At 50.6% G+C, this 21,916-nt stretch carries 25 protein-coding genes and 2 pseudogenes; 6 read left to right on the top strand and 21 right to left on the bottom strand.

The annotated features are described in order from the left end of the window. Positions 1–65 precede the first annotated feature (65 nt). Positions 66–1,187: a 3-dehydroquinate synthase gene (gene aroB, locus SYN9616_RS0103910; RefSeq protein ID WP_028951953.1), complete on the top strand. Its 1,122-nt coding sequence runs from the start codon at positions 66–68 to the stop codon at positions 1,185–1,187. Here aroB and SYN9616_RS15150 read toward each other — a convergent pair. Beyond that, the gene (locus tag SYN9616_RS15150) at positions 1,141–2,364 is read right to left on the bottom strand and encodes a class I SAM-dependent methyltransferase (RefSeq protein ID WP_084218299.1); all 1,224 of its coding nucleotides are present in this window, start codon (positions 2,362–2,364) and stop codon (positions 1,141–1,143) included. The genes aroB and SYN9616_RS15150 overlap by 47 nt on opposite strands. Between SYN9616_RS15150 and SYN9616_RS0103900 the strand changes: the two genes are divergently transcribed. Then, on the top strand, positions 2,363–3,178 hold the full coding sequence (locus SYN9616_RS0103900; RefSeq protein WP_028951952.1) for a TPM domain-containing protein: 816 nt from the start codon (positions 2,363–2,365) through the stop codon (positions 3,176–3,178). The genes SYN9616_RS15150 and SYN9616_RS0103900 overlap by 2 nt on opposite strands. Here SYN9616_RS0103900 and SYN9616_RS0103895 read toward each other — a convergent pair. The 3 genes from SYN9616_RS0103895 to SYN9616_RS0103885 all read right to left on the bottom strand — a co-directional run bounded on the left by SYN9616_RS0103895 (position 3,175) and on the right by SYN9616_RS0103885 (position 5,998). After that, a complete protein-coding gene (locus SYN9616_RS0103895; RefSeq protein WP_028951951.1) occupies positions 3,175–3,897 on the bottom strand; it encodes a glycoside hydrolase family 104 protein in 723 nt (240 codons plus the stop codon). The two genes, SYN9616_RS0103900 and SYN9616_RS0103895, sit on opposite strands and share 4 nt — an antisense overlap. 221 nt (positions 3,898–4,118) lie before the next feature. Next, a complete protein-coding gene (locus SYN9616_RS15145) occupies positions 4,119–5,216 on the bottom strand; it encodes a hypothetical protein (protein WP_051410938.1) in 1,098 nt (365 codons plus the stop codon). Next, positions 5,210–5,998, bottom strand: coding sequence for a TIGR04168 family protein (locus SYN9616_RS0103885; RefSeq protein ID WP_051410937.1), 789 nt, complete (start codon positions 5,996–5,998; stop codon positions 5,210–5,212). The genes SYN9616_RS15145 and SYN9616_RS0103885 overlap by 7 nt, the downstream gene beginning before the upstream one ends. A gap of 114 nt (positions 5,999–6,112) precedes the next feature. Here SYN9616_RS0103885 and nadA point away from each other — a divergent pair, with 114 nt between their 5' ends. Beyond that, complete coding sequence (gene nadA / locus SYN9616_RS0103880; protein ID WP_028951949.1) at positions 6,113–7,045, top strand: quinolinate synthase NadA; 933 nt, start codon at positions 6,113–6,115, stop codon at positions 7,043–7,045. 70 nt (positions 7,046–7,115) lie between these two features. On the opposite strand, the gene SYN9616_RS0103875 is transcribed toward nadA, so the two are convergent. The 4 genes and pseudogenes from SYN9616_RS0103875 to dnaG form a co-directional block, all read right to left on the bottom strand. Further along, positions 7,116–7,412 carry a hypothetical protein gene (locus SYN9616_RS0103875; RefSeq protein ID WP_028951948.1) on the bottom strand — a complete coding sequence of 99 codons (297 nt, stop codon included), beginning with the start codon at positions 7,410–7,412 and terminating at the stop codon, positions 7,116–7,118. Further along, a complete protein-coding gene (locus SYN9616_RS0103870) occupies positions 7,412–7,669 on the bottom strand; it encodes a hypothetical protein (protein ID WP_028951947.1) in 258 nt (85 codons plus the stop codon). Before SYN9616_RS0103870 ends, SYN9616_RS0103875 begins: the two co-directional genes overlap by 1 nt. 1 nt (position 7,670) lies before the next feature. Next, a pseudogene (gene arsB / locus SYN9616_RS15140) lies at positions 7,671–8,681 on the bottom strand (ACR3 family arsenite efflux transporter). A gap of 34 nt (positions 8,682–8,715) precedes the next feature. Then, on the bottom strand, positions 8,716–10,764 hold the full coding sequence (gene dnaG / locus SYN9616_RS0103860; protein WP_028951946.1) for a DNA primase: 2,049 nt from the start codon (positions 10,762–10,764) through the stop codon (positions 8,716–8,718). Between dnaG and SYN9616_RS0103855 the strand changes: the two genes are divergently transcribed. Continuing rightward, a complete protein-coding gene (locus SYN9616_RS0103855; protein ID WP_037990653.1) occupies positions 10,763–11,677 on the top strand; it encodes a DMT family transporter in 915 nt (304 codons plus the stop codon). The two genes, dnaG and SYN9616_RS0103855, sit on opposite strands and share 2 nt — an antisense overlap. Before the next feature lie 268 nt (positions 11,678–11,945). Here the strand turns inward: SYN9616_RS0103855 and SYN9616_RS0103850 are convergent, their stop codons facing one another. Further along, on the bottom strand, positions 11,946–12,440 hold the full coding sequence (locus tag SYN9616_RS0103850) for a hypothetical protein (RefSeq protein ID WP_037991258.1): 495 nt from the start codon (positions 12,438–12,440) through the stop codon (positions 11,946–11,948). On the opposite strand from SYN9616_RS0103850, the gene ruvA reads away from it, so the two are divergent. Beyond that, the gene (gene ruvA / locus SYN9616_RS0103845; RefSeq protein ID WP_028951943.1) at positions 12,412–13,041 is read left to right on the top strand and encodes a Holliday junction branch migration protein RuvA; all 630 of its coding nucleotides are present in this window, start codon (positions 12,412–12,414) and stop codon (positions 13,039–13,041) included. The two genes, SYN9616_RS0103850 and ruvA, sit on opposite strands and share 29 nt — an antisense overlap. A 45-nt stretch (positions 13,042–13,086) precedes the next feature. Here the strand turns inward: ruvA and SYN9616_RS0103840 are convergent, their stop codons facing one another. The 12 genes and pseudogenes from SYN9616_RS0103840 to SYN9616_RS16300 form a co-directional block, all read right to left on the bottom strand. Further along, entirely contained in the window at positions 13,087–14,439 is a 1,353-nt protein-coding gene (locus SYN9616_RS0103840; RefSeq protein WP_028951942.1) for a dicarboxylate/amino acid:cation symporter, read from the bottom strand. Between the two features lie 3 nt (positions 14,440–14,442). Further along, complete coding sequence (locus SYN9616_RS0103835; protein WP_198015131.1) at positions 14,443–15,252, bottom strand: ABC transporter substrate-binding protein; 810 nt, start codon at positions 15,250–15,252, stop codon at positions 14,443–14,445. Positions 15,253–15,344: 92 nt separating this feature from the next. Then, complete coding sequence (locus SYN9616_RS18195; RefSeq protein WP_071991411.1) at positions 15,345–15,737, bottom strand: VOC family protein; 393 nt, start codon at positions 15,735–15,737, stop codon at positions 15,345–15,347. 35 nt (positions 15,738–15,772) lie between these two features. Next, positions 15,773–16,495, bottom strand: a complete 723-nt coding sequence (locus SYN9616_RS15135) for a phosphosulfolactate synthase (RefSeq protein WP_037990652.1) — start codon at positions 16,493–16,495, stop codon at positions 15,773–15,775. A gap of 90 nt (positions 16,496–16,585) precedes the next feature. Beyond that, positions 16,586–17,341: a potassium channel family protein gene (locus tag SYN9616_RS0103825; protein ID WP_028951939.1), complete on the bottom strand. Its 756-nt coding sequence runs from the start codon at positions 17,339–17,341 to the stop codon at positions 16,586–16,588. 2 nt (positions 17,342–17,343) lie between these two features. Beyond that, a complete protein-coding gene (locus SYN9616_RS0103820; RefSeq protein WP_051410935.1) occupies positions 17,344–18,039 on the bottom strand; it encodes an MnhB domain-containing protein in 696 nt (231 codons plus the stop codon). Next, on the bottom strand, positions 18,036–18,329 hold the full coding sequence (locus SYN9616_RS17845) for a hypothetical protein (RefSeq protein WP_232199984.1): 294 nt from the start codon (positions 18,327–18,329) through the stop codon (positions 18,036–18,038). The genes SYN9616_RS0103820 and SYN9616_RS17845 overlap by 4 nt, the downstream gene beginning before the upstream one ends. A 51-nt stretch (positions 18,330–18,380) precedes the next feature. After that, a pseudogene (locus SYN9616_RS18190) lies at positions 18,381–18,596 on the bottom strand (hydrogenase subunit MbhD domain-containing protein); the annotation flags it as partial. Next, complete coding sequence (locus SYN9616_RS16310; RefSeq protein ID WP_071991409.1) at positions 18,597–18,869, bottom strand: monovalent cation/H(+) antiporter subunit G; 273 nt, start codon at positions 18,867–18,869, stop codon at positions 18,597–18,599. Between the two features lies 1 nt (position 18,870). After that, positions 18,871–19,143: a hypothetical protein gene (locus SYN9616_RS0103810; RefSeq protein ID WP_051410934.1), complete on the bottom strand. Its 273-nt coding sequence runs from the start codon at positions 19,141–19,143 to the stop codon at positions 18,871–18,873. A gap of 419 nt (positions 19,144–19,562) precedes the next feature. After that, positions 19,563–21,098, bottom strand: a complete 1,536-nt coding sequence (locus SYN9616_RS16305) for a proton-conducting transporter membrane subunit (protein WP_084218296.1) — start codon at positions 21,096–21,098, stop codon at positions 19,563–19,565. Next, positions 21,095–21,436, bottom strand: a complete 342-nt coding sequence (locus SYN9616_RS16300) for a cation:proton antiporter subunit C (protein ID WP_071991407.1) — start codon at positions 21,434–21,436, stop codon at positions 21,095–21,097. Before SYN9616_RS16300 ends, SYN9616_RS16305 begins: the two co-directional genes overlap by 4 nt. A gap of 200 nt (positions 21,437–21,636) precedes the next feature. Here SYN9616_RS16300 and rpsO point away from each other — a divergent pair, with 200 nt between their 5' ends. Further along, positions 21,637–21,906, top strand: coding sequence for a 30S ribosomal protein S15 (gene rpsO, locus SYN9616_RS0103800; protein ID WP_028951935.1), 270 nt, complete (start codon positions 21,637–21,639; stop codon positions 21,904–21,906). The last annotated feature ends 10 nt before the right edge of the window (positions 21,907–21,916 follow it).

Here is a 21,916-nt window from a genome sequence, read left to right as displayed (position 1 = left end):
CAGACCTTACGGCCCCTGGGGATTGTTTGCCCGGCAGGATGGGGACCCGAGGCCGCTTCATGCTGATGACCGCTGCTCCGCCATTGCCGCACCGCCGCATTGCTGTAGCGCTCGATCGTGATCCCTATGAAGTGGTGATTGGAGACGGATGTCTCCAGGAGACTGGGAAAGCGCTTCTCCAGGCTGGAGTTCGGGAAGGGCGTCAGATTTTGGTGGTCAGCAATCCGGACGTGGCGGAGTTGTACGGCGCGACCTGCCTTGAATCCTTGAAACACCACGGCTTCAAAACGGAACTGCTGCTGATCGAAGCTGGCGAGCAGCACAAAACACCAGCGACGGTGGCGCAGATCCATGACGCCGCTTTTCAGCACAGGCTGGAACGCAGCTCGTTGATGCTCGCTTTGGGAGGAGGGGTGGTTGGAGACATGACCGGTTTCGCCGCAGCAACCTGGCTACGGGGTATCGGCGTTATCCAGGTCCCGACAACGCTCCTGGCGATGGTCGATGCATCGATCGGGGGAAAGACCGGTGTGAATCATCCGGGCGGCAAGAATCTGATCGGGGCGTTTCATCAGCCCCAACTGGTGCTGATCGATCCAGCAACCCTGGCCAGCCTGCCGATTCGGGAATTCCGAGCGGGGATGGCGGAGGTGATCAAATATGGGGTTCTCGGAGATCCAAATCTGTTTGAGCTGCTCGAGGCATGCCCTGAGCCGAACCATCCGGCAGGCCTTGGCAGTGAATTGTTGGAGACGCTGCTGGAGCGATCCTGTGCGGAAAAGGCCAGGGTCGTGGCCGCAGACGAACGGGAGGGTGGCTTGCGCGCCATCCTCAATTACGGCCACACCTTCGGCCATGTGGTCGAAACACTTTGCGGTTACGGCACCTGGCTGCATGGCGAGGCGGTGGCCATCGGCATGGTGGCCGTCGGTGAACTGGCCGTGCAGCGAGGCAGCTGGAGCCGAGAGCTCGCCGATCGACAACGACAGCTGATCGAACGCATCGGCCTACCGAGCCGTTGGCCTTCCCTCAACGATCAAGCGGTGCTGACAACCCTGCAAGGGGACAAGAAAGTCCGCGACGGCAAGCTTCGTTTCGTGATGCCGCGGGGGGTCGGAAAGGTTGAGATCAGGGACGACATCAGCCGAGAGGAGATTCTGCGCTGCCTTGAGGCACTGAAAAGCTGAAACGGCCTGGATCCAGTCCTGCGCTGTAGAGCAACCATCGGAACTCACCCAGTCCTGCCGGATCAACCAGACGGAGCATGGCCTCCCGGCGCCGCAAACCTTCACTTAAGCGATCTGGAGGAAGCATCTGCAGTCCATGCAGGCGTTGAGCCAGCCCGAGGCCGAGCAGGATCTCACCCTGACGGCCATCTGCCAGCAATCGCCAATCAGCGGCATCAGCGGCTGCGTGCATTGTCTCGAGGCACAGGTGGGCCGTCAGATCCTGTCGACCCACCATGGACAGGGGATCGCCATGGGCTTGCTGCTTGCTGATACAAAACAACGTCCCATCAGTCCGTCGATTGCTGTAGTAGCGCCTGGCCTCCATGGCGTAATCGATCACCAGCAGAAGACCCTCCTGCAATCCAGATCGCATGGTTTGCAGCCATGAGAACTGGGCGGAATGCCACTCGCTGGTCCAGCCTTCAGGCGAACCATCCGGTGGAAGATCCACGCCGGCATGACCGCTGATCGCCTCGATCTCATCAGACAGCGAGGAAGACAGGGGCAGCAGAACCAGCTCAAGCGTTCCGCTGTCGTTCAAGGCAACCCCCTGTTGCTGGAGGCTGCCGTTGCGCCAGGTGAGACGATCCACGGGAAGAGCGTCCAGCAACTCATGCGCCAGAACCACGCCACAAACAGGGGACTCCCGAAGCTCCTGAAGTGAACTCCAGCGAATTGGCAGGTCTCGGACCTCTGCAAGGCGTTGGCGCTGACGCTCGCGCATGGCGTCATTGAGCTCAACCAACACCAGCTCCATCTGCTGCAGTCGATCAGGAATCAACGTCGCCAGAGAGGCGATCAGATCGGCGGCCATCTCACCTTCCCCAGGACCCACCTCCACCAGGGACAGCAGGCCATCAGAGGGGAATTCCCTTAACCAGAGAGCCAGTTGATCTGCCAGAAGAGCGGCGAAGTCAGGCCCAAGCGACGGGGAGGTGACGTAGTCACCTCTGATGCCGATACGGCCATGACCGCTGCCGTAGTAACCGTTTTCAGGATCATTGAGGGCAAGATCCATGAAGCGCCGAAACGACACGACGCCTCCGGCCTGTTGAAGATGCGAAGCAAGCCAGCCCGGACAGGACGCAGGCGAGGGTTCCATTGGTGAGAATGCCGTTCGCTGCTGCAGGTCCATGGCAACACATCGCGTCGAAGGACTGTGGAGCGCCATGTGGGCCGGTCTTTTGGTGGTGCTGGGCGTTTTCAGTACGGCGAGCCCTTGCCTGGCCTACGACAACCCTGATCTGCTGCCGGACCATCCCACGCCTGTGATCGATCTCGCGCGTGCCTTCAGCGACAACCAACGCGCCGGACTGGAGAAATCCCTCGACCAATTTGAACAGAACACCGGCTGGAAACTCCGGGTTCTCACGCAGTACGAGCGGACACCAGGCCTGGCAATCCGGGAGTTCTGGGGACTCGATGAACGAAGCCTTTTGGTGGTGGCGGATCCTCGGGGAGGGAATCTGCTGAATTTCAACGTCGGTGATGCTCTCTTCGCCTTGATGCCTCGCACCTACTGGGTGGAGCTGCAAACACGATTCGGCAACCAGTACTACGTCAAAGATCACGGTGAGGATGGAGCCATCCTCGATGCACTCAACGCAGTTGAGATCTGCCTGGATCGCGGCGGCTGCCAGTTTGTCCCCGGACTCCCCCTCGAGCAATGGCTCTGGACGCTGACAACATCCGTGCTCGGAGGTGTGATTGCCGGTTTCGCGGCCTATCCGCGCAAAGAGGGAGATGTGGTGGCCTGGTCCTGGCTGTTGCTGCTCTCTCCCCTTTGGGTGATGTTGTTCGGGGTCTTCGGCATTGCCCCGGTGGTCACAAGAACATCAGATGTTCTTCCTTTGCTGCGCAACAGCCTCGGTTTCATCGGTGGTGCCGTTATCGCCTACCTGATCGCCCAAGCCACGGTTGGGCGACAACTGAACACTGATCAGGATTAGAGCTGAGTGGCACAGGCGATGCGAGAACCGGTGCAGACCTCGGACTTGGTGAGGTCGAGGCGCTTCTGATCACGCAAGCGACGCAGTTCCTCGAGATTGACGTTGTAAAACGATTTAAGCCGTGAGTATTTCTTCACGGGCTGGCCATAGAAACTGCGGCCAGCAAGGGTGGGGAAGGAAGCCCATTCGGGCGCAAGACGTGCGGTGAGATTGGGAGTAAGGCTGCCGGCATCGGTGAGCGGCAGGGCCTTACGCCGCTCGATCAAAAACAGTGCGCCTTGATCCTGTGCAGCGGGGCCAAAACCGCTGACGCCAATACTTCTCCGAACCAGATTCCAGGTGAAGGGCATGAACTGATAGGCGCCCGCAGCAGCGCTGGCGTAGCGGGAGCTGTAGATCACGCGATCTGGGTGACGATCCATATTCGGCATCAGGCCACCACCGAACATCACCCTGTAACCAACATCCAGGCCGCCACGCCAGGTCCCTTCAGCAAAACGAATGGTGTTGAGCATGGCCCGGCGCTCGGGCGTAATGATGTACGGGATCGCCAGCGTGGGTACTGCGTCAGGGGCACTCAGCAACTGAGCACGGGACGCAGGGGGGAGAAGACTGGCCGACGCCGGGGCAACAGCGAAGGAAAAGGGGAGTACACCAGCGAAGACTGTCGCAAAGGTCACAAAACGACCAGTCGTTGCAGGGGTAGTCATAAAAAGCATTCGGGGGACAATTCCTCAGAAAGAGGATCAGGACACCGTCAGAAGCGGATGACGAGATTTGTTTGCAGCGCAAACAAAATTTCTTTGAGGTGACTCTGTCGAACAGAACAGCCGATGCAACAGGTATTTATGCCAGTCAATCAATCGGCCACATCTTTAACGAAGCATCGTGTTTGTATGAGTCTCACTCACTTTGGAAAGCAACTTGCCTCCCGGAACGATTAACAAATCAAGTCTGACGCTGGATCAGCACCCCAGCGCTGTTCCGCGCAGGCCACGATGTGCTCCGCTGCCTGTAGGGCACCGTTCGCCGGCAGCGGTGAATCGGTCGCAGCGTGCAGTGGCTGATCAAGCTTCCAGTCACCTGCAGCAAAAGCCTGCCTGGAGAGCAAACGGTGGTTGGCATGACGGCGAAGGCCGGACAGGAGCGCGGGAACCTCAGCGAAATCGCGTCTCTCCACAACATGCAGCCCAACCTGCTGGGACATCGCCTCACAGAAGGTGCTGAAGCCGGGCTTACCGAGATGTCTCTGGCAGTAGGGGTAAACATCAAGAGGCCTGACCCCCTCGGGAAGCACGGTGACGTTGGAACACTCGGGATTCAGACCGGACGACGCCACAAGGAAGTGAAACTGCGGCCAGCGGAGAAACATCTCGTCGTCGATTGACAGGCCGAGTCCACCGAATCCCACCATCACGAGCGGCTGCTCGATCGCGTCGATCCGATCCTTCAACCGTTGGCGGATCGGCCGAGGAGAGGCGCAGACCAGGCCGAGCGACGCCTCTGGCAAGCCCCAGCCCATGGACAAATCGAATGGACATCGCAACAGGAAATCCCCTTGTTGATAGGCCTCTTTCGCCTGCTCAGCCTTGTGCTTCAACGGTCCCCCGAACGGGGCATAAATCTCATCCCAGCCAAAATTGCTGAGCCAGATCAGGGGAACTTCAAGCCGCTTCGCAAGCTCGGCAGCAGCCGGTGGAATGTCCGCAAGCACGAGGACGGGTTCTCCCTGATCAACAATCCAGCTCACCTCCTGATCCAGCTGAACAGGGAGTTGCCTCTCCAGCTCCTCGAGCGCGTGAATCGTCGCCAGGGGGTCACTGCCCAGGGCATCCTGTTGAACCATGCCCACATCCCAACGACAACGCCGCAGCTCCACACCATCAACGGCGAGCAGACACCTGAGCACCGATTCCTGCACCACAGAACTGAATGCCAGATGCCAGTCGGGGCGAAGTTTGTGAATCCACTGCAGCACAGCCGCATCGCGGGCGGCGTGTCCAAACCCATGACTGCTGCTGCAGAGATAAATCAGCACGCCAACGCATCCTGAAGCTGAAGCGATTCCTGATGCACCAACTCGGACTCCGGGGTGTACCAGCGATGACTGAGATGCGTCAGACGCTGATCTTGAAACTCGGCCCAGGACAGGTGCAGAACGGGACGGTTGTTGGCATCCAGACCACTGCGGGGGACGCAGGCAGCATTCACGAAAGCTGTGCCGTAACGATCTTGAAGCAGGCTGCGTCGCAGACCGTGGCCGCGCTTGAGTTGGTGGTGCATGTGTCCGAACACAACGAGGTCCGGGCGTCGCTCTGCTGACATCGAGTCGAGGGCCAGCGCCAGATCACGATCTCCCCAGTCGATGGCAGGACGTTTCCAATCCCGACCGCAGGGACTGTCAGCGTCCGATCCGAGTCCGGACGGACCGCTGTGAGCAAGCACAATCAGAGGTTGATCAGCCGGAACCTCCCGCGCTGCGGAGACGATGCGTGCGGCTGATTCCTCCAAGGTGACCGGGCCGAACACCGCCTGCACCGCTTTGGAAAGATGAAAACCACCTCCAGCGCTGCAGGGCCGTCCCCCCACGATTGAAAGAGGAGGGGTTGACCAGGACAGTCGCGTCCAGCCGCAGTTGCAGTTTCCAAGCAGGGCCAGCTGCTGTCTTAGAAGGTTCCCACTGCGATCACCACCCCGATCATGATTTCCGAGAATGACGGCGAGTGGAAAAGGCAGAGATGCAATCCGGCGAGTCAGCCGAAGGTCGCCATCACTGAGGTCGCCTACAAACAGAACAGCATCGGGTTGCAGGCCATGCAAAAGCTGCTCATCGGCGTCACTCCATGAACCGTGAAGATCACCGGCAATCGCGAGGCGAAGAACCGACAGAGCAGATGCCTAGGCTGAATCCATCCTGCCCCGATCCAGCTCCAGATGACCGCTGACCACGCTCTTGCAGCGTCGATCGAGCAGCTGAAACGGGAACGCAATGCCGTGATCCTGGCGCATTATTACCAGGAGCCGGACATCCAGGACATCGCTGATTTCATCGGCGACTCCCTTGAGCTGTCACGGAAGGCCGCCAGCACATCAGCCGATGTGATCGTGTTCTGTGGCGTCCATTTCATGGCCGAAACCGCCAAGATCCTCAGTCCCGAGAAAACCGTCCTGCTGCCGGATCTGGATGCCGGTTGCTCCCTGGCGGATGATTGCCCGGCGGATGAATTCGCCGCTTTCCGCTCCAATTATCCCGATCATTTCGTCGTGAGCTACATCAACTGCACGGCGGCGGTGAAAGCACAGAGCGACCTGATCTGCACCAGCAGCAATGCGGTTGATCTGGTGAAACAAATTCCGGAGGATCGACCGGTGCTGTTCGCACCGGACCAGAACCTGGGGCGCTGGGTTCAACGCCAAAGCGGGCGTGAACTCACCCTCTGGCCGGGACGCTGCATTGTCCATGAAACCTTCAATGAGGACGCCGTTCTTCAGCTGCAGTTGGAGCACCCCGAAGCCGAGGTGATTGCCCATCCGGAGTGTCAGCAACACCTTCTCGATCTTGCTGATTTCATTGGATCAACAAGCAAGCTGCTGGGTTACACGGAAACCAGCAGCTCAAACACGTTCATCGTTCTCACGGAGCCAGGGATCCTTCACCAGATGAAGCAACGGGTTCCCCACAAAACGCTGATTGATGTTCCGGGTGTGGATGGATGCAGCTGCAATGCCTGTCCCTACATGCGTCTCAACACACTCCAAAAACTGCACCACTGCCTTGAAACGATGCAGCCCGCCATTGAGATGGAGGAGAGCTTGAGACTCCGGGCGCTTGAGCCCATCCAAAAAATGCTGGAGCTCAGCCTTTAAGGCCATTGCAGCCTTGCGCTGTCATGGCCTCATCAACGATTGGTTCCCAAAAGCGTATGTTGCTGGGTGGTCAACTCTGTTGCAGCAACTGCAACTCCTGATTGCGCGAACTCAGGATCAGGACCATGCGCTCTCCATGGCTGTTCAGTCCTGTTTGTTCTCTGACCAGATCCGTGCTGGCCAGTGCCAGGCCACAGGTTTCGGTGAACAACACAGGCAGGGTGCCGTCATGCCCACGCATCCTCTGCAAATCCAACGCCTGTCGGATCGCCTGTTGGGACCGTTCACTGCCCAACCGCTCCACAAGAGCAGGCCAGAGATGATTCACAGGGGTGAACGGTGAGAAATCGAAGTCGCTTGCGCTCATCAACTTGGCAGCAGGGCGATCGCGTCGACGATCATCTGGGGCGTCACGGCAATCGTTTCGATGGGATCGGCATTGTCCAGATAAGCCTCAAAGGAGGCAAAGCGCTCAATCACCGGATCCGCCCCTTCAGCGGCACAGGCTTCCAGCCAGTCACCAGCCTCCGGTTTGACGGCAACAAAGGCCTGCAATGCCTCTTCAAGATCTCCACCGTCGCCAACGCCTTCACCGTGCCAGATGGCCTCGAAAAATTCGGCCATCTCAAACAGGGAACAATCGGCGATTGCGATTGGCGATCGCAACAAGCGACAACATCACCGGAACCTCAACCAGTACACCCACCACCGTGGCCAGTGCGGCTCCGGAATTCAAGCCGTAAAGACTGATGGCCACGGCGACGGCAAGCTCGAAAAAATTGGAAGCACCGATCATGGCTCCAGGTGCGGAGATCGAGCGCGGTTGCTTCCAGAGACGCATCCACTGGGCCGTGATCCAAAAAATCAGATAGGTCTGCAGGATCAGGGGGATCGCAATCAGAACAATGGCCAGGGGATTGGCCAGGATCGCCTTGGCCTGAACCATGAACAGCAGCAGCACCGTCGCAATCAAGCAGATCATTGACACTGGCTTGAGCTGAGTCTCCAGGTGACGAATCCGCCTCGAAGTCTTCAAAGCAATGCGGATCAGCCATCCCACAACCAGTGGCACCAGGACGAACAACCCAACAGCGGCCAGCATCGTGTCCCAGGGCACAAGGAGATCGTTCACCCCGAGAAGAAAGGCGGCGATCGGCGCGAAGGCAAACACCATGATCAGATCATTCACAGCCACCTGAACCAGGGTGTAGCCGGGGTCACCGTCACTGAGGCGGCTTCATACAAACACCATTGCCGTGCAGGGAGCCACTCCCAGCAGAATCATGCCCGCCACATAGTCCTGCCCCATCGCATCAGGAATCCGGGGCGAGAACAAACCGCGAATGAACAGCCAGGCTATGGCGGTCATGGTGAGCGGCTTGATCAACCAATTCACAACCACCGTGATCAGCAGACCCCGCGGTTGACGTCGAATCCCCTTAATCGCAGAGAAATCGACCGCCAGCATCATGGGAAGGATCATTCCCCAAATCAGGACGCCGATCGGAAGATTGATGCGGCCCACCTCCACTGAGGCGATCCAGACCGCCAGATCCGGCAACAACCCGCCAAGAACCACACCGGCCACAATCGCAAGACCGATCCACAGGGAGAGATAACGCTCGAAGAGACCCATCAGGCTTCAGCTGCAAGGTGATTGAAGGTCATGGTTAGGCCGAGAGAACGTTTTGATCACCGAATCCGCGACAGCGCTGCTGATCGAGATGGTTGATGTGCTTCCTTTCGGTGTAATAAAGCTCCTGATAACGAAGGGCATCACGGTTGAGCTCATCAAACAGGCTCTGAATGCGCTGTTCCATATCAACCGGAGCATCCCCTGGCGGCTGATCGATCAGGGTGGCAATACAGGCTTCCAGAGTCTGCAGACGTTGCCCGCCCCAGGCTTCAAGCAGGTGACGGCAACGCTTCAGACTTTTCTGACGTTCAAGCAGAGCTGTGGTGCCCCGCAGCTGCTCAAGCGGATCCGAGAGGGAGAGTTTCTCGAGCTCGCCTGGCTCCAACAGGGGCGTCAGCCTCGAAATCAGGCCACTGTTCTCCAGCAGCAGCTGATCGGTGAGCAAGGTCGGAAGGTCGAGATCGGCCAGCTCCTCACCGGCATCGTCCCCGCGGCTGATTGCTTCAAGCCTCCCGATGCCCAGATTGGATTCCTCCAGTTCCGTGATCGAGGCCCAGAGCAGACGATGGGGCTGCAGGGCGAAGTCCTCCAGGTCCCGTTGCCGGAGCTGTTGACGGATCGTGCTGCGATGGCGAGGGCAGTGCAGATACAGCCGTAGAACATCGGCTTCACAGCGCTCCCTCTGACTGGCTTCGGCAGGCTGTTCATGACGACTGGAACGCCCGTGCCAGCGTTGCCCCTTCACCTGCTGTCGCAGATCCTCTTCCAGCTGCAGAGCCAAGCGCGCCTGACCACCACTGAGACGTTCAGCAACACGCTGGAGGTAATGAGTTCTGACTGCGCTCTGGGGCAATTTGCCCAGCAGGGCCACCAGCTCGCTGACAGCCTGCTGAAACTGATCTGAGCGGCTGAGATCACGTTCCGCCAGAACCTGCTCGATCTGCCAGTCAAGCCACAACGGTGCTTGATCAAGCAGCGCCCTGTAGTCCCCCGAACCATGGGCCTTGAGAAATTCGTCGGGGTCCTTGCCGGAGGGCAGATGCAGAACCCGCAATTCGAGCTGCCCCTGCATCGCAAGCTGTTCCACCTCCCCGATCGCACGGTTGGCCGCCCGCACTCCAGCGCCGTCGGCATCGAAATTGAGCACGATCCGCTTGCTGTCACTGACGCGGGAGAGCTGGGTGATCTGTTGATTGCTGAGAGCGGTTCCAAGCGCAGCAACAGCATTGGTGATGCCTGCTGCATGCAGGGCAATCACATCGAAGTAACCCTCAACCACCACTGCGCGGTCGTCTTTACGAATCGCTCCCGCCGCCTTGTCCAGGCCAAACAGATGTTTTCCCTTTTCAAAAAGCTCTGTTTCCGGCGAATTGAGATATTTCGGCTCAGCACCATCAAGGCTGCGGCCTCCAAATCCGATCACCCGTCCCTGGCGATCGTGAATGGGCACCATCACGCGATGGCGAAAGCGGTCGTAAAAACCACGGCCGCCCTTTCGTGGAACCACCAGCCCGGCGGCTTCCAGCAGCTCGGGAGAGAGTCCCTCCACCTGCTGAAGATGCTTCAACAGTCCATCCCACTGATCGGGGGCATAGCCGAGCTGAAAGGTGTCCTGTGTCGCGAGGCTCAGCCCCCTTTGTTCACTGAGATATGACCTTGCCTGCTGACCAGCCTCACCGAGTAGCTGGCTGCGAAACCATCCAGCAGCCAAAGCGGTTGCGCGCTGAAGTTTCTCGCGGCGTGAAAGCTGCTGACGAAGTCGCTCCTGCTGGGGCCCATCAACGGTTTCGACCGGCAACTGGTACTTCCTGGCCAGCTCCAGCACCACATCACTGAAGCTCTGCCTCTGGAACTCCATCAGGAACTTGATGGAATTGCCGCCCGCACCACAGGAGAAGCAGTAGTAGAACTGCTTCGCCGGCGACACCGTCATGGACGGCTTGCTGTCGTCATGAAAGGGACAGATGCCAACGAACTCCCGGCCTTTCTTCTTGAGGACAACGTGATCTCCAACGACATCGACGATGTCCGCCCGTTCCTTGACGGCCTCGATCGTGCGGGGATGGAGACGGGCATTCAGCATGCGGCCATTCTGCGAAGTCACGCCGGTCCGTCCAGTGACTGATGCACCCAGCAGCGAAACAGGACAGGGAGTGCGATGCCTGATTCTCAGTTCACTGGCCTTCAGTCTGATGACCGTTTGCGTCAAGCAACTTGATGGTCGCTTGCCGGTGCCGGAGATAGTGCTGAGTCGAGCCTTGATCAGCGTGGGGCTCACCGGCCTTGGCCTGCAGCGAGCCAGGGTTTCACCCTGGGGTCAACACACGGGCTGGTTGTTGGCCAGAGGCATCTGCGGAAGTCTCGCTCTGCTGTGTTTTTTCGAGGCGATCACAACACTTCCGCTGGCATCGGCAACCGTCCTTCAGTACACCTACCCCACCTTCACGGCAGTGGCGGCTGCCATCGTTCTCAGAGAACAGCTGCGCCGGAGCATCGCTGTTGCGATTTTGCTTGGCTGGATCGGGATCACCCTTGTGGCTCAACCAGACTGGTTGAACGCAGGACTTGAAAAGCTGCCAACAACGGCTGTGCTGATTGCGCTGGGCGGCGCCTTCTTCACGGCACTCGCCTACGTCTGCGTACGCCATCTCTCCAGTCGGGAACACCCGCTGGTGATCATTTTGTATTTCCCGGTCCTCTCGATACCGCTCACACTCCCGATGGTGATTCGCAATGGTGTCTTGCCCATGGGTGGTGAATGGCTCTGGCTGTTGGGGATCGGTGTGTTCACACAGCTCGGTCAGATCTGGGTAACCCGCGGTCTCAGCCTGATGCCTGCAGCACAAGCCACATCAATCAATTACATCCAAGTGGTGTTTGCTGCTCTTTGGGGATATCTCTGGTTTGCAGAAGGGCTGAGCTTTTGGATCGTGATCGGTGGATTCCTTGTCTTGGCTTCCACTCTGGTCAGCCTTCAGGCGCGTCTGCAGAGTTAAAAACGTTGAATCTACAACGTAGAAAATAAAACTTAAATAACCCGAAATTCACCATCACATTGCATTATCCTAAAGATACATAGTACCTACTCCTAGCAAGAATGAGCATTATCAACCGGAATCTCAATGATTAGATGGCCACCAAATTGCTGAAAAATTGGATGACATCAACACGAGCAGGAAAACATCAATACAGATAACAAAGACAACGATCAATGTGCGTTACTAACGGACATAAAAAATAACTACAGCGGCTCTACTCACGTCCTCAACTCACCGGCAAGGGATACGTCAACCAGTCCTGCCGAAAACCATCACCGCTACCACCCGGACGAGCCAAACGCCAGCTCTCGCCTCGTTCGCCCCGCTCCATGTAAATCTCAAAGGGACTATCAACCTGCATACGGTCACCGGGAAGTTGCCAATCGAAACGGCCTGACACCTTCATCCCAAGTTGTTCTCCAATCTGAATCGCCTCCTGGTTTTCGACGCGAACACGGCTGACTGTCGGCGTGCCACTCGAATCCGGTAATTCCAGAGATCGGGAAATGGCGGCCTGCGTGAGTTGGATTTGCAGGCTGAGGGCTTGCAGCAACTGCTGACGGGGCGGCTCGTTGGCTGCCCCACAGGCGCTCAGGTTGAAGAGGAGGAAAACAGCGCAGATGCTGCCAACAAAAAAACGCCACAGGCGCGAGCGCATGTCAGGCAGCATGGTGGGGATATCGGGAAACTCCATGATCGGATGGTTACGTGGACGTCCCATGGAGTGCTGGACGCAAGGGAATCGAAGTGGAATTCTGCTCGCCTGTGGGGACATTGGCTACGAGGTGCAGGTCATCACTCGTCAACAACAGAACCTTGCAGTGAGCTCCAGTGTGGAACTTTGGATCCATCAGGTGCAACGAGAAGACGCCACCAACCTCTATGGATTCATCAATCGGGTTGAACGAGATCTGTTCCGACAATTAATTGGGGTGAACGGAGTGGGACCGCAGGCAGGAATGGCTCTACTGCAGGAATGCACGAGCCCGGAGCTTATTGAGGCGATTCGCGGAGGCGATCTGCGACGCCTCTGTCGTGCCCAGGGGATCGGCAAACGGACTGCTGAACGGCTTGCAGTGGAATTACGAACCAGCGTTGATGGCATCGGCGATATCGACGTGAAACCATCGCTTGTGGATGGTGGTGACCAACAATTCACAACGGAGGTCAAAGACCTGCAAGAGACGCTTCTCTCTCTTGGGTATGAGGATCTTGAGATCAGGCGAGCAGTTAAAGCGCTTCGAGAGGGACAGGATGCCCCGGAAGATCATGACAGCGAAGGTTGGATTCGGGCCTGTTTACAGTGGCTCAACCAAGCCTGATCCAGGAAACGATCAAGCTTCAGTTCAATCTTAAAAAGACGGCAGTTAGACGAGTGATTCGTAAGACTGATGAGCACATGAATGCTCAGGATCTCGATCAGACGCAATCACAGTGACAGCCATCGCCAGTACACCTGTAGTCGCTGCACGTGGCAGGGTCAGGATGGGGTCAACAGCAAGAAGCAGAACAAGGATTGGAGGGATTGGTAGCTGAAAACTTGTTAGGGCTAACCCTATGGTTGGAACAACAGCAACACCATTCAACCCAGCAGCAGATATTCCAGTAACAATACCAAGAACAAGAACTTGGAAAAGAATTGCCGGAGAGAATTTCACTTCGAACAGATTAAGAGCGAACACAATCGCAATTATGTTATAAATTATATTTCCCATTCTGGAAATCAACAAACTCAATGAAGCAGCAGCCTCTGAATGGGAGCAGTTACGACCCATTTTCTCCATGGCTCGCATAATTGTTGGATAACAGGCAAGACTGCTCCCCGTTGATAGTCCGAGCAGGAACACAGAATCTGCTGGGTTGACGTCCGAAGAAGCTCGTTCAGCAGAGGTTGTAAAACGCTTGACAATGAGCCGGCTAACTCCGAGCGAAGCAAGTGACGCGAGAAGCATGCATATTGTGAGATTCAGTAATGAAACAACAATTTCAGAATTGATACTCGAAAAGGCTCCTGCAATTAAACAGATAACAACAAGAGGCGCAATCAGTAGAAGTTCATCAAGGACCTTCACTGAAACATCGTAAATACCTCTGATTATTGTAAGAAGTGGTGCTGACTTATCCTTCGGAAGAAGAGAGAGACCCCACCCCAACAGGACGGATCCACTAATCACTTTTAATGTTTGCCCTCGAGATGCATCACCAACAATATTATTAGGAAGTATTGTTTTAGCCCATTCGAAAGGATCAACAGCTTCTGAAACAGCTGTTGACAACGTAAGCCTGATATCAGTCACATCCAACATATATGTTCCTATAGAAAGCCTCCCGTCCGGAGAAAGCACACCTGGCTTTTGATACAGAGATAACATAAGTGCAAATATAGATACGAAACCAATGAGGACGAGCAGAGAAAGGAAAAGACGTCGTGTGAATTTAAATTCTTGTTCAGGAGAGCTTGAAAGTGAAAATATTGAATAGGTTGAAATAACAACAGCAGTAAGAACCAAAGGAATAGCGGGAAATGATATCAACTGGATCAAGGTAAGTCCAAAAGAATTGAGAGTATCCGCAGCATCAGGGAGAAATAATCCTAGAATAAGAGCTGCTGGAAGGATAAAAAAGACAAACGCTTTAACAGTACGAAGTTTTCGCAGATATAAACGTAAGCTCAGGAAACTCAACTTAAACTTCTTGAAGTCAAAAGGAAATGTAGTCATTGATCAAGAGGCTCCTTTCTTGGAAATTTTGGAGGGAAGATCTGTGTTAGGTTTATAGAAATCCGGAAATTCAGCAATGATTTCAGAATCGTCCTTGATTGAAACCTGTTTCGATAAATAGTAATCCAGAATAGAAGCCATATCGTTATTAGCCTCTGTTGATAAATATATTGACTTTTGATCAACTATATCTTCGAATAGAACAGGTACATAATCAAGGGAGATCGCAGGCTCCTGATAAACAATTTTTTTAACTTCTGTTGCATCTCTGTAAATTCCATCCACTTCGCCTGCAAACAATGCCTCTTTACATTTATCCCAATTTTCATAGCCTATTTTCTCGGCATTAGGGAATAGGGCGCTAGCGTAAGTATCGTATGCAGAACGCCCAATAAATCCAAGTTTGATATTAGAGTTTAACAGAACTCTCGCAAAATCACTGTCTGGAATATTTCCTTGGAGATTAGCGATTGATTTTCGTTTGGCAAGAATTGAATGCCTGAAATTCATATACTCATGAGGATGAGCATCAGACATTCGTGCATAGGTAGTACCAAGCTTTCCAATGGCCATGTCAAAATCATTGGCTCCAGATCGTCGTACTAAATCGTTAAAACTTGTTGAATCACGGTCGAACTTAACATCGACATCCAAAAAATTTGCAAAATTTCTAATTATTTCTACGTCATAACCAGCCAATTCTCCGCTGCTTTCATTGAAATAAAATGGTGGAGTTGTATATGGAGGAAGTCCAACTTTTAGATAACCACGCTCAATTATTCGGTCAATATATTTAATTTCAGCTGCATTCACCGAATCAGAATAAACAAACGGGATTAAAAGAACAAGCGTGCAGATCAAAAAAGCAAAAATTCGTTTGTAGAAATCAAAGTAAATCATTTAAATTAAAATGACGAATCGGGTGACAAATAATGCTTGAATTCAACAAAATTGCTGGATGGATCTTGTAAGATAAATGTCATATGTTCATCGGAACGACCGGAAAATCGAGAAGATAAGCCAGAATAAACGAAAGAGCCGTACTGGGCAAGCACACTCTCGTAAAACTGCTGATATTCAGTGTGCTCAATGAACGTAATCCCAAAGTGACGCGGGTAAAAGCCGCTGTTAGGTTGATTGTCATTGCGATTGGTCAGATGACAAACAAGTTGAAGGTTGTGAAACCCAAAAGTGACTCGGTCATCGAGAATACGAAATGGTGTAGCCCCGATCACATCCCGGTAAAAGTTCAAACTCTTATCGAGTTCATAGGACGGAATCGCTACATGGATCAACATCCCTGAGGACAGTGAGGGTTGAAATTTATCTGATATCATGCCGACTTTAAGGATGTTTCCAACGTATCGGAACGAAGTCGTTGACGCAAAGCCTGTAAAGGCAAAATACTCTGGAGACTAATATTGCCGAGATTAACGTCTGTACCAAAAAGATTAATCAGATGCGCCTGCAAGGCTTTTACTGGAGCTTCGAACAAAACTGATTCCAAACCAATGGTATTGACAAGATGAGTCAAGAGAGGAGTTTTGATGATACCATCTTTATCAACAATTCCTGCTGTACCAGATTCGCGAGCCTCAAGTATAACGAACTCTGCACCTGCATCCAATGACAATTGACAACTGCGTATCCAATCAGATGGACTCATTTGATCTGAGAGTTCTGGAGATTTGAAACCAACTTCACTGTAGACTGTAAAATCAGCCGAGAATTGATTAATTAAATTTGAATATTCAACATCTGAGATAGTTATTGTTCCACGACTTAGTTCTACTGAACAAAAATTCCAGCGTTTAAGCAAATCTCTGAAAGCATTTAAGTCGTTTTGTTGATAAAAGTACTCAAATAGTGTGCCGCCCGGAGTAGATTTAATCTTGTACTGATCCAGCAATCTCTTCTTTTCTTCAAATTCTGGATCAATCAACAAGCTTCCCCAGCCAAACTTTAAAACGCCCACATATTTTGAGTAAGAAGAAATATACGCCTTGAAAATTGAATAAGGAGTAGATGCGTCGATAATGTGATTTAACGATTTCATAAAGTACAAACTGAGCTATATAGAATTTACAGGAAAATCGTATGTAAAATTATATTGTTAGCCGATCAACACTAAAATGGCTTGCTGGTATTAATCCGAAGTCTCCTCATCGTACCTAGCATTTAGGTCAATTATGTTAGCAGTCAATATAGCAATACAGATGATACCAAATAAAGCAAATGTAGATGATAAAAAGCGACCTAAAAATGAGGTCGGTGTGACATCACCGTATCCTATTGTTGTTGCACTGACAAACGAAAACCACAACGACTTCAATATTGATCCAAAATGATCAGGGTCCATCTGTCCCTCAACTAAATACATAATTACTGCCAATGAATATGTAACAATGGCCAAAAGAGTTAGAGGGAAAAAAGTCTTTGCAGGATGACTAAATACTATATATTTAACCCTAAGGATGATATCCCTTAGGTCGGAAAAATAAAATAAGATCAATACCTTCAACAAGTACAATGAAATGACAGGCAGCGAGGAATTTGGTAGAAAGTCAGTAATTAAAAATAATAAGGTCGAAAGGTCAACTATCGCTCGCAATTTCAGAGTAGATGTTAACAAGTGGACTGGTTTATAGCTATAAAGCGACCACGTATTAGCTATTTTGCCAACGTAATCAGCGATAAAGAAAATTTCAATCAGTTCATAAGTATATGGGATATAAAGTCGATAAAAAACAGGCTCAAGGCCAGTTTCCGTTGAAAGTGCAATCGCAAACAATAGTAATGCGATCGAGAGGTAAACAATATAATTGTAATTCGTACCAGAGAATCCACCCATATAATCTCCGAAGTACCAAAGATCTTGCTTGATACTTCTTTTATCTTTCACGTCTAGATGATTCCACGCTTAGTAATAAACAATCGAATCACAGACCATGCTCCGATTGTCACTTTTAGACCAGCCACAACATTTAAAATCGGAATATAAACATTCTGAGGTATGAATGAGAAGGGACTTGTCGGGAAAATGACAGACGTAAAACTCATCATTGCTATCACTATAAAAATAACAACGGCAAATTTTTCTACAATCGCAGCATTATATCGACTGTATAAGTCTTCAATCCTTTGAAGCCGTCCACTAACCATTAATAAGGTAATTGACGTGGCACCGGCGACACCAGCGGCAAAACCTCCTCCCGGACTTAGATGTCCTCGAATCGCAAGCTCAATGGCAAGGAAACCAATCAGAAGAGCTACAAAATCAAGCAAATTGATAATGACAGGGTCTTGAACACCAACTAATCGTGTTTCGGAATCTTCGGAATGGAGAAGTATTTTGACTCCCAATCCAGCAACAGTAAAAACAATCACCTCACCAATCGTATCGAACAGGCGAGACCCAAGGATCACAGCAGTAACGGAGTTTGGAATATCGGCAATTTGAACGAGATAGTCGACGATAGAATTGGTATCCCTTTGTGTAGATTCTGGGACAACCAATAAACCACTGATAAAAACAAATGAAATCGCAATAAGATAAAATGATGACTTTATCAGATCTGTGGAGAAATTATTTTGCTTCATGATATCTCATCAGTAGTACTATCTGATTGACAATCAACACAGTAAATTTTATCTAAAAACTGATTATCTCTATAATAATCGGTTTCAAGTAATTCTTCCAATAAAATTGGTGATTCAATACAGAGTTGATTGCCATCCAAGATTGCATGTGGAGATCCAGCAAGTGTTTTGGATGAAAATAGATGATTATAATCATCTCTACTGTGAGTAAGTTTTGAGGGCTGAAGTACAATATTCATGCGTAATTCGCTAAACATAGATTTTAAATGCTCCATAAGGACTTGAGGCATCTCATAATCCTCGGAGACAACAATGACTGCGCTGTAGCAAGCACGTATTGTGATGATATATAGAATCGACGATAATAATGTGCCGACAAGAACTTCTGTCAAGGCAACATCTGGGGCCCCAAATATTGCGTACAAAAGAGCTGCAAGAGAGCCCAAAAATGATCTATAAATTAGGCCACGAATAGGAGATTGTGTACGTATTAACAAAATACCCAGAATTGGGAGCACAAGTTCAACTGGTAGTAGGAAAAGAGTTCTGGTAGGCATTTATCGATTCGTCAGTACAGCAAAGAGATAGGAAAAAATGGTATTCCACAAAACAAAAGAAATGGTCACGACAGCCAAAATAGGCCATTGATTAGGAGCATAAACAAGAAGTCCAGTAATAATTAATACGGATCCAACGGTATCCGCAACTGTCAACATATGCAATTTATATAAGAGATTATGTGACTTGTTCAAAAGTGGGGCTGTGCCCCAGAACCAAAGAATTAGACCGACAATGATTAAGACATTAGAGCTGAGAAGTTGAATGCTCATTTTACTCCTTTAATTCAGTTAAGGCCAAAATAAGCATTCCCGCGTCGCCTGCTATCAGAATAACAGCGCCCACACTGCCAATCATCCAATCATTTCGAAAAATTCCATACGTAAGGATAACCAGTGCTATTTTATTGCTAAAGCTACCCGCAACGGCAATACGCTCGCTTAACGAGGATGAGCGCGCAACAGCAGCAATTGATAATGATGATGCTATGAGCATTAACAAGATAAAACTAAAATGTATTGGCAATAATAATATTGGCTCGATCATGGCTGCTTCCTCTTGTCACCCACAAGATGAACAATCCAATGTTCTTCATCTTGATTTCCAGCAACAATCGACATAGGTGTTGACGTGATTGCAATTACCTGAATGAATTGAGCAAATCTAGAGCCGCGAAGTGTAAATTGACACATCGGTTGTACTGTGAAAATATCGATTGGGCGCTTAATACGAATAATTTGCCATGTTTCAGTAATTAGATTGGGTATTATTTTAATGATAGTAATAATTGAAGGGATGAGAGCTTTTAATTGAAGAGACTTGTAGGTACCTAAAGGAATAATACATGCAATGAATACACCTATTATCAAATTAAAGACCCCAAAATTAGACGTAATTAGCAGCCAACAACTCAGTCGAAAGGCGAGCGTTAACACTAATCGGATAAAATTTGCCATCGTAATAATTTAGATTTTAAAGTAAAGAAGATTAGCTAATAGTAATGCTGCCACAACAAAGGGGGCTCCAACCAAATCCAGAGTCCGAGTGACTGGTTTTACAATTTTAACTGCCTGCAATCCAACCACGGATGCGTAAAGAATAATACCCAATCCTGTTGCACTCAAAGAATTCATAATATTATCGTAAGTAAGCACAGACCAGTTGTTTATACTGAATGAAACTATTGCAATGGCGCAGACCACTAAATAAAACTGATTAAAATACCACTTGAATTTGATTTTCTGAACATCCTTATTAATTGCGATATCGCGATTTTTTCTCAAAAATACCTGAATTCTGGACCATATCAAACGAACATAGACTGTTGTCGTCAGCAATGTTGACGTAGAAACGATTATTTTTGCATTTGTAGGAATATCTCCCTTTAGCAATGTTTTTGTGATAAAACCTGATGTTAGAGGGAATGCCATAACGGATAGGCTTGCAATTACAAATACAATTAAGGATGCGTAATTCTGGAATTTTGTGAGTCCTGGTTGATGGTTTGAGTTTGAGGTGTGATGTTGACTCTTTTCGTGATGCTCGTGCGTAGCAGGATCTTCCGGATTTAAAGTTGAAAAAAGTAATGCCTTGCAAACACCATGTTGCATGGCATAAATACAAGCATATGTAGGAGAAAGAATCGCTAAACCAAGCTGGGATACGGAACTCCAACCAAGAGCACGTCCATCATCCCGCTCAAAGACAGCATAAAGAGCTGCAACAACAGCACTTAATACACCAATGACAACCAGTGAATTGGCTATGGGTACCAAATCTCCGCTCATTCTTGCGATTGGAGCGATTCCAGCACATGTCACACAACCAGCAAGGATGGCTGAGGACTGAGGGGATGCATGTGAGTAAATATTTGGAACCCACAAACCACAAATAAAGATGCCAGCTTTGGTTAACAATCCAGCGACAATCAAACACAATGCAATTGGTGTGGCATATGAAAGATCTTTAATTAAAAAAGTTGTGGAAAATTGAAAGGCACTGATCACTCCTATTAAGTAAATCAGCATGGCCAATCCGCCACCAATTAGATACTGGAAAGAGAGGAAAAGAGATTTGTTATCGTTTCGATCAGCGATCAAAAGAAATGCACAAAATCCAGTTAATTCAAGTGCAATGTATATGCTGACTAGATCGACTGCGGAAAACGACACGATCAGAGCTGTCAGCAAAACCAATGCTATTTGATAGAAGTAATGACTTAAAAATTTACGGAACAACAACAGTGATGTGAAGATAGAAAAACTCGTGCCAAAGAGAAGAGGATACGTATATTGATCAAAACTAAATTGAATTCCACCGATCCACATCAATGTATAGCTTGTTTCCCAGGAGTTAAAAATACCTGCTAGCGAGAATGCTGAGAGTGCAGCTAGATAAGCCAGTGAGATTGGGAAAAAAATTCTATGAAAGACACATCCCAAAAAACCAATCGTTGCTGGTAGAAATGTTAGTAATGCGTAAAAAAGTGGAGACTCAATCATTTTTCCAAATCTTTGTAGCGCAGGAGAGGGGTAGTACGACTCAACCGCAGCGCAATAGAGCACAATAAAGCTTGGGTCGCAAATCCAATCACGATTGCGGTTAAAATGATAGCCTGAGGATATGGATCGGAATAATTCGCGTAACGAGGGCTATCAGAGATGATTGGTGTTTGGGATCCAGAATAGGCCGCAATCAATACAAAAATACTGATTGTCGCGGTATCGATAACATCTAAGGAAAACAAAGAACTAATAATCGTTTTGGAATTGAGAATTCCGAAACAACCAATAATCAAAAGGGCAACGAGAGGTATTGAAAGAATTAGGCCGACTTGCATCTCACAAGTTTATATAGACAAACTCTAATTGCCCGGATTATGAGATGTCAAGTTGATGGTAGCTCAAACGCGGATTTTCTCATCATTAACCCTTCATACGAACCCAAGTGGCTGGAATGTCCCTTTGCTCTCACGACGCCTGAAGTGGTGGGTCTGTGCCCCTTCACTGTATAGTGACGAATTGGAGTCGAACGCGCAGAATGTCGCTTGACACGGGCGAGAAGCAGCAACTGATCAACTCGCATCAGACCCATGGGACAGACACTGGGTCGCCGGAGGTGCAGGTTGCGATGCTGACGGAACGAATCAGTCGTCTCAGCAGCCACCTGCAGAAGAACAACCACGACTTCTCATCGAGACAGGGGTTGCTCAAGATGATCGGACGTCGAAAGCGTCTGCTGAGCTACATGCGTGGCAAGAGCGAGCAGCGCTATACAGACATCATCGGCAAGCTTGGCATTCGCGGTTGATGAATCTCTG

It is taken from the genome of Synechococcus sp. CC9616, assembly GCF_000515235.1.
Classification (GTDB): Bacteria; Cyanobacteriota; Cyanobacteriia; order PCC-6307; family Cyanobiaceae; genus Parasynechococcus.
The sequence above is the reverse complement of the archived record's forward strand: the minus strand, read 5'-3'. Positions and strand labels throughout refer to the sequence as shown.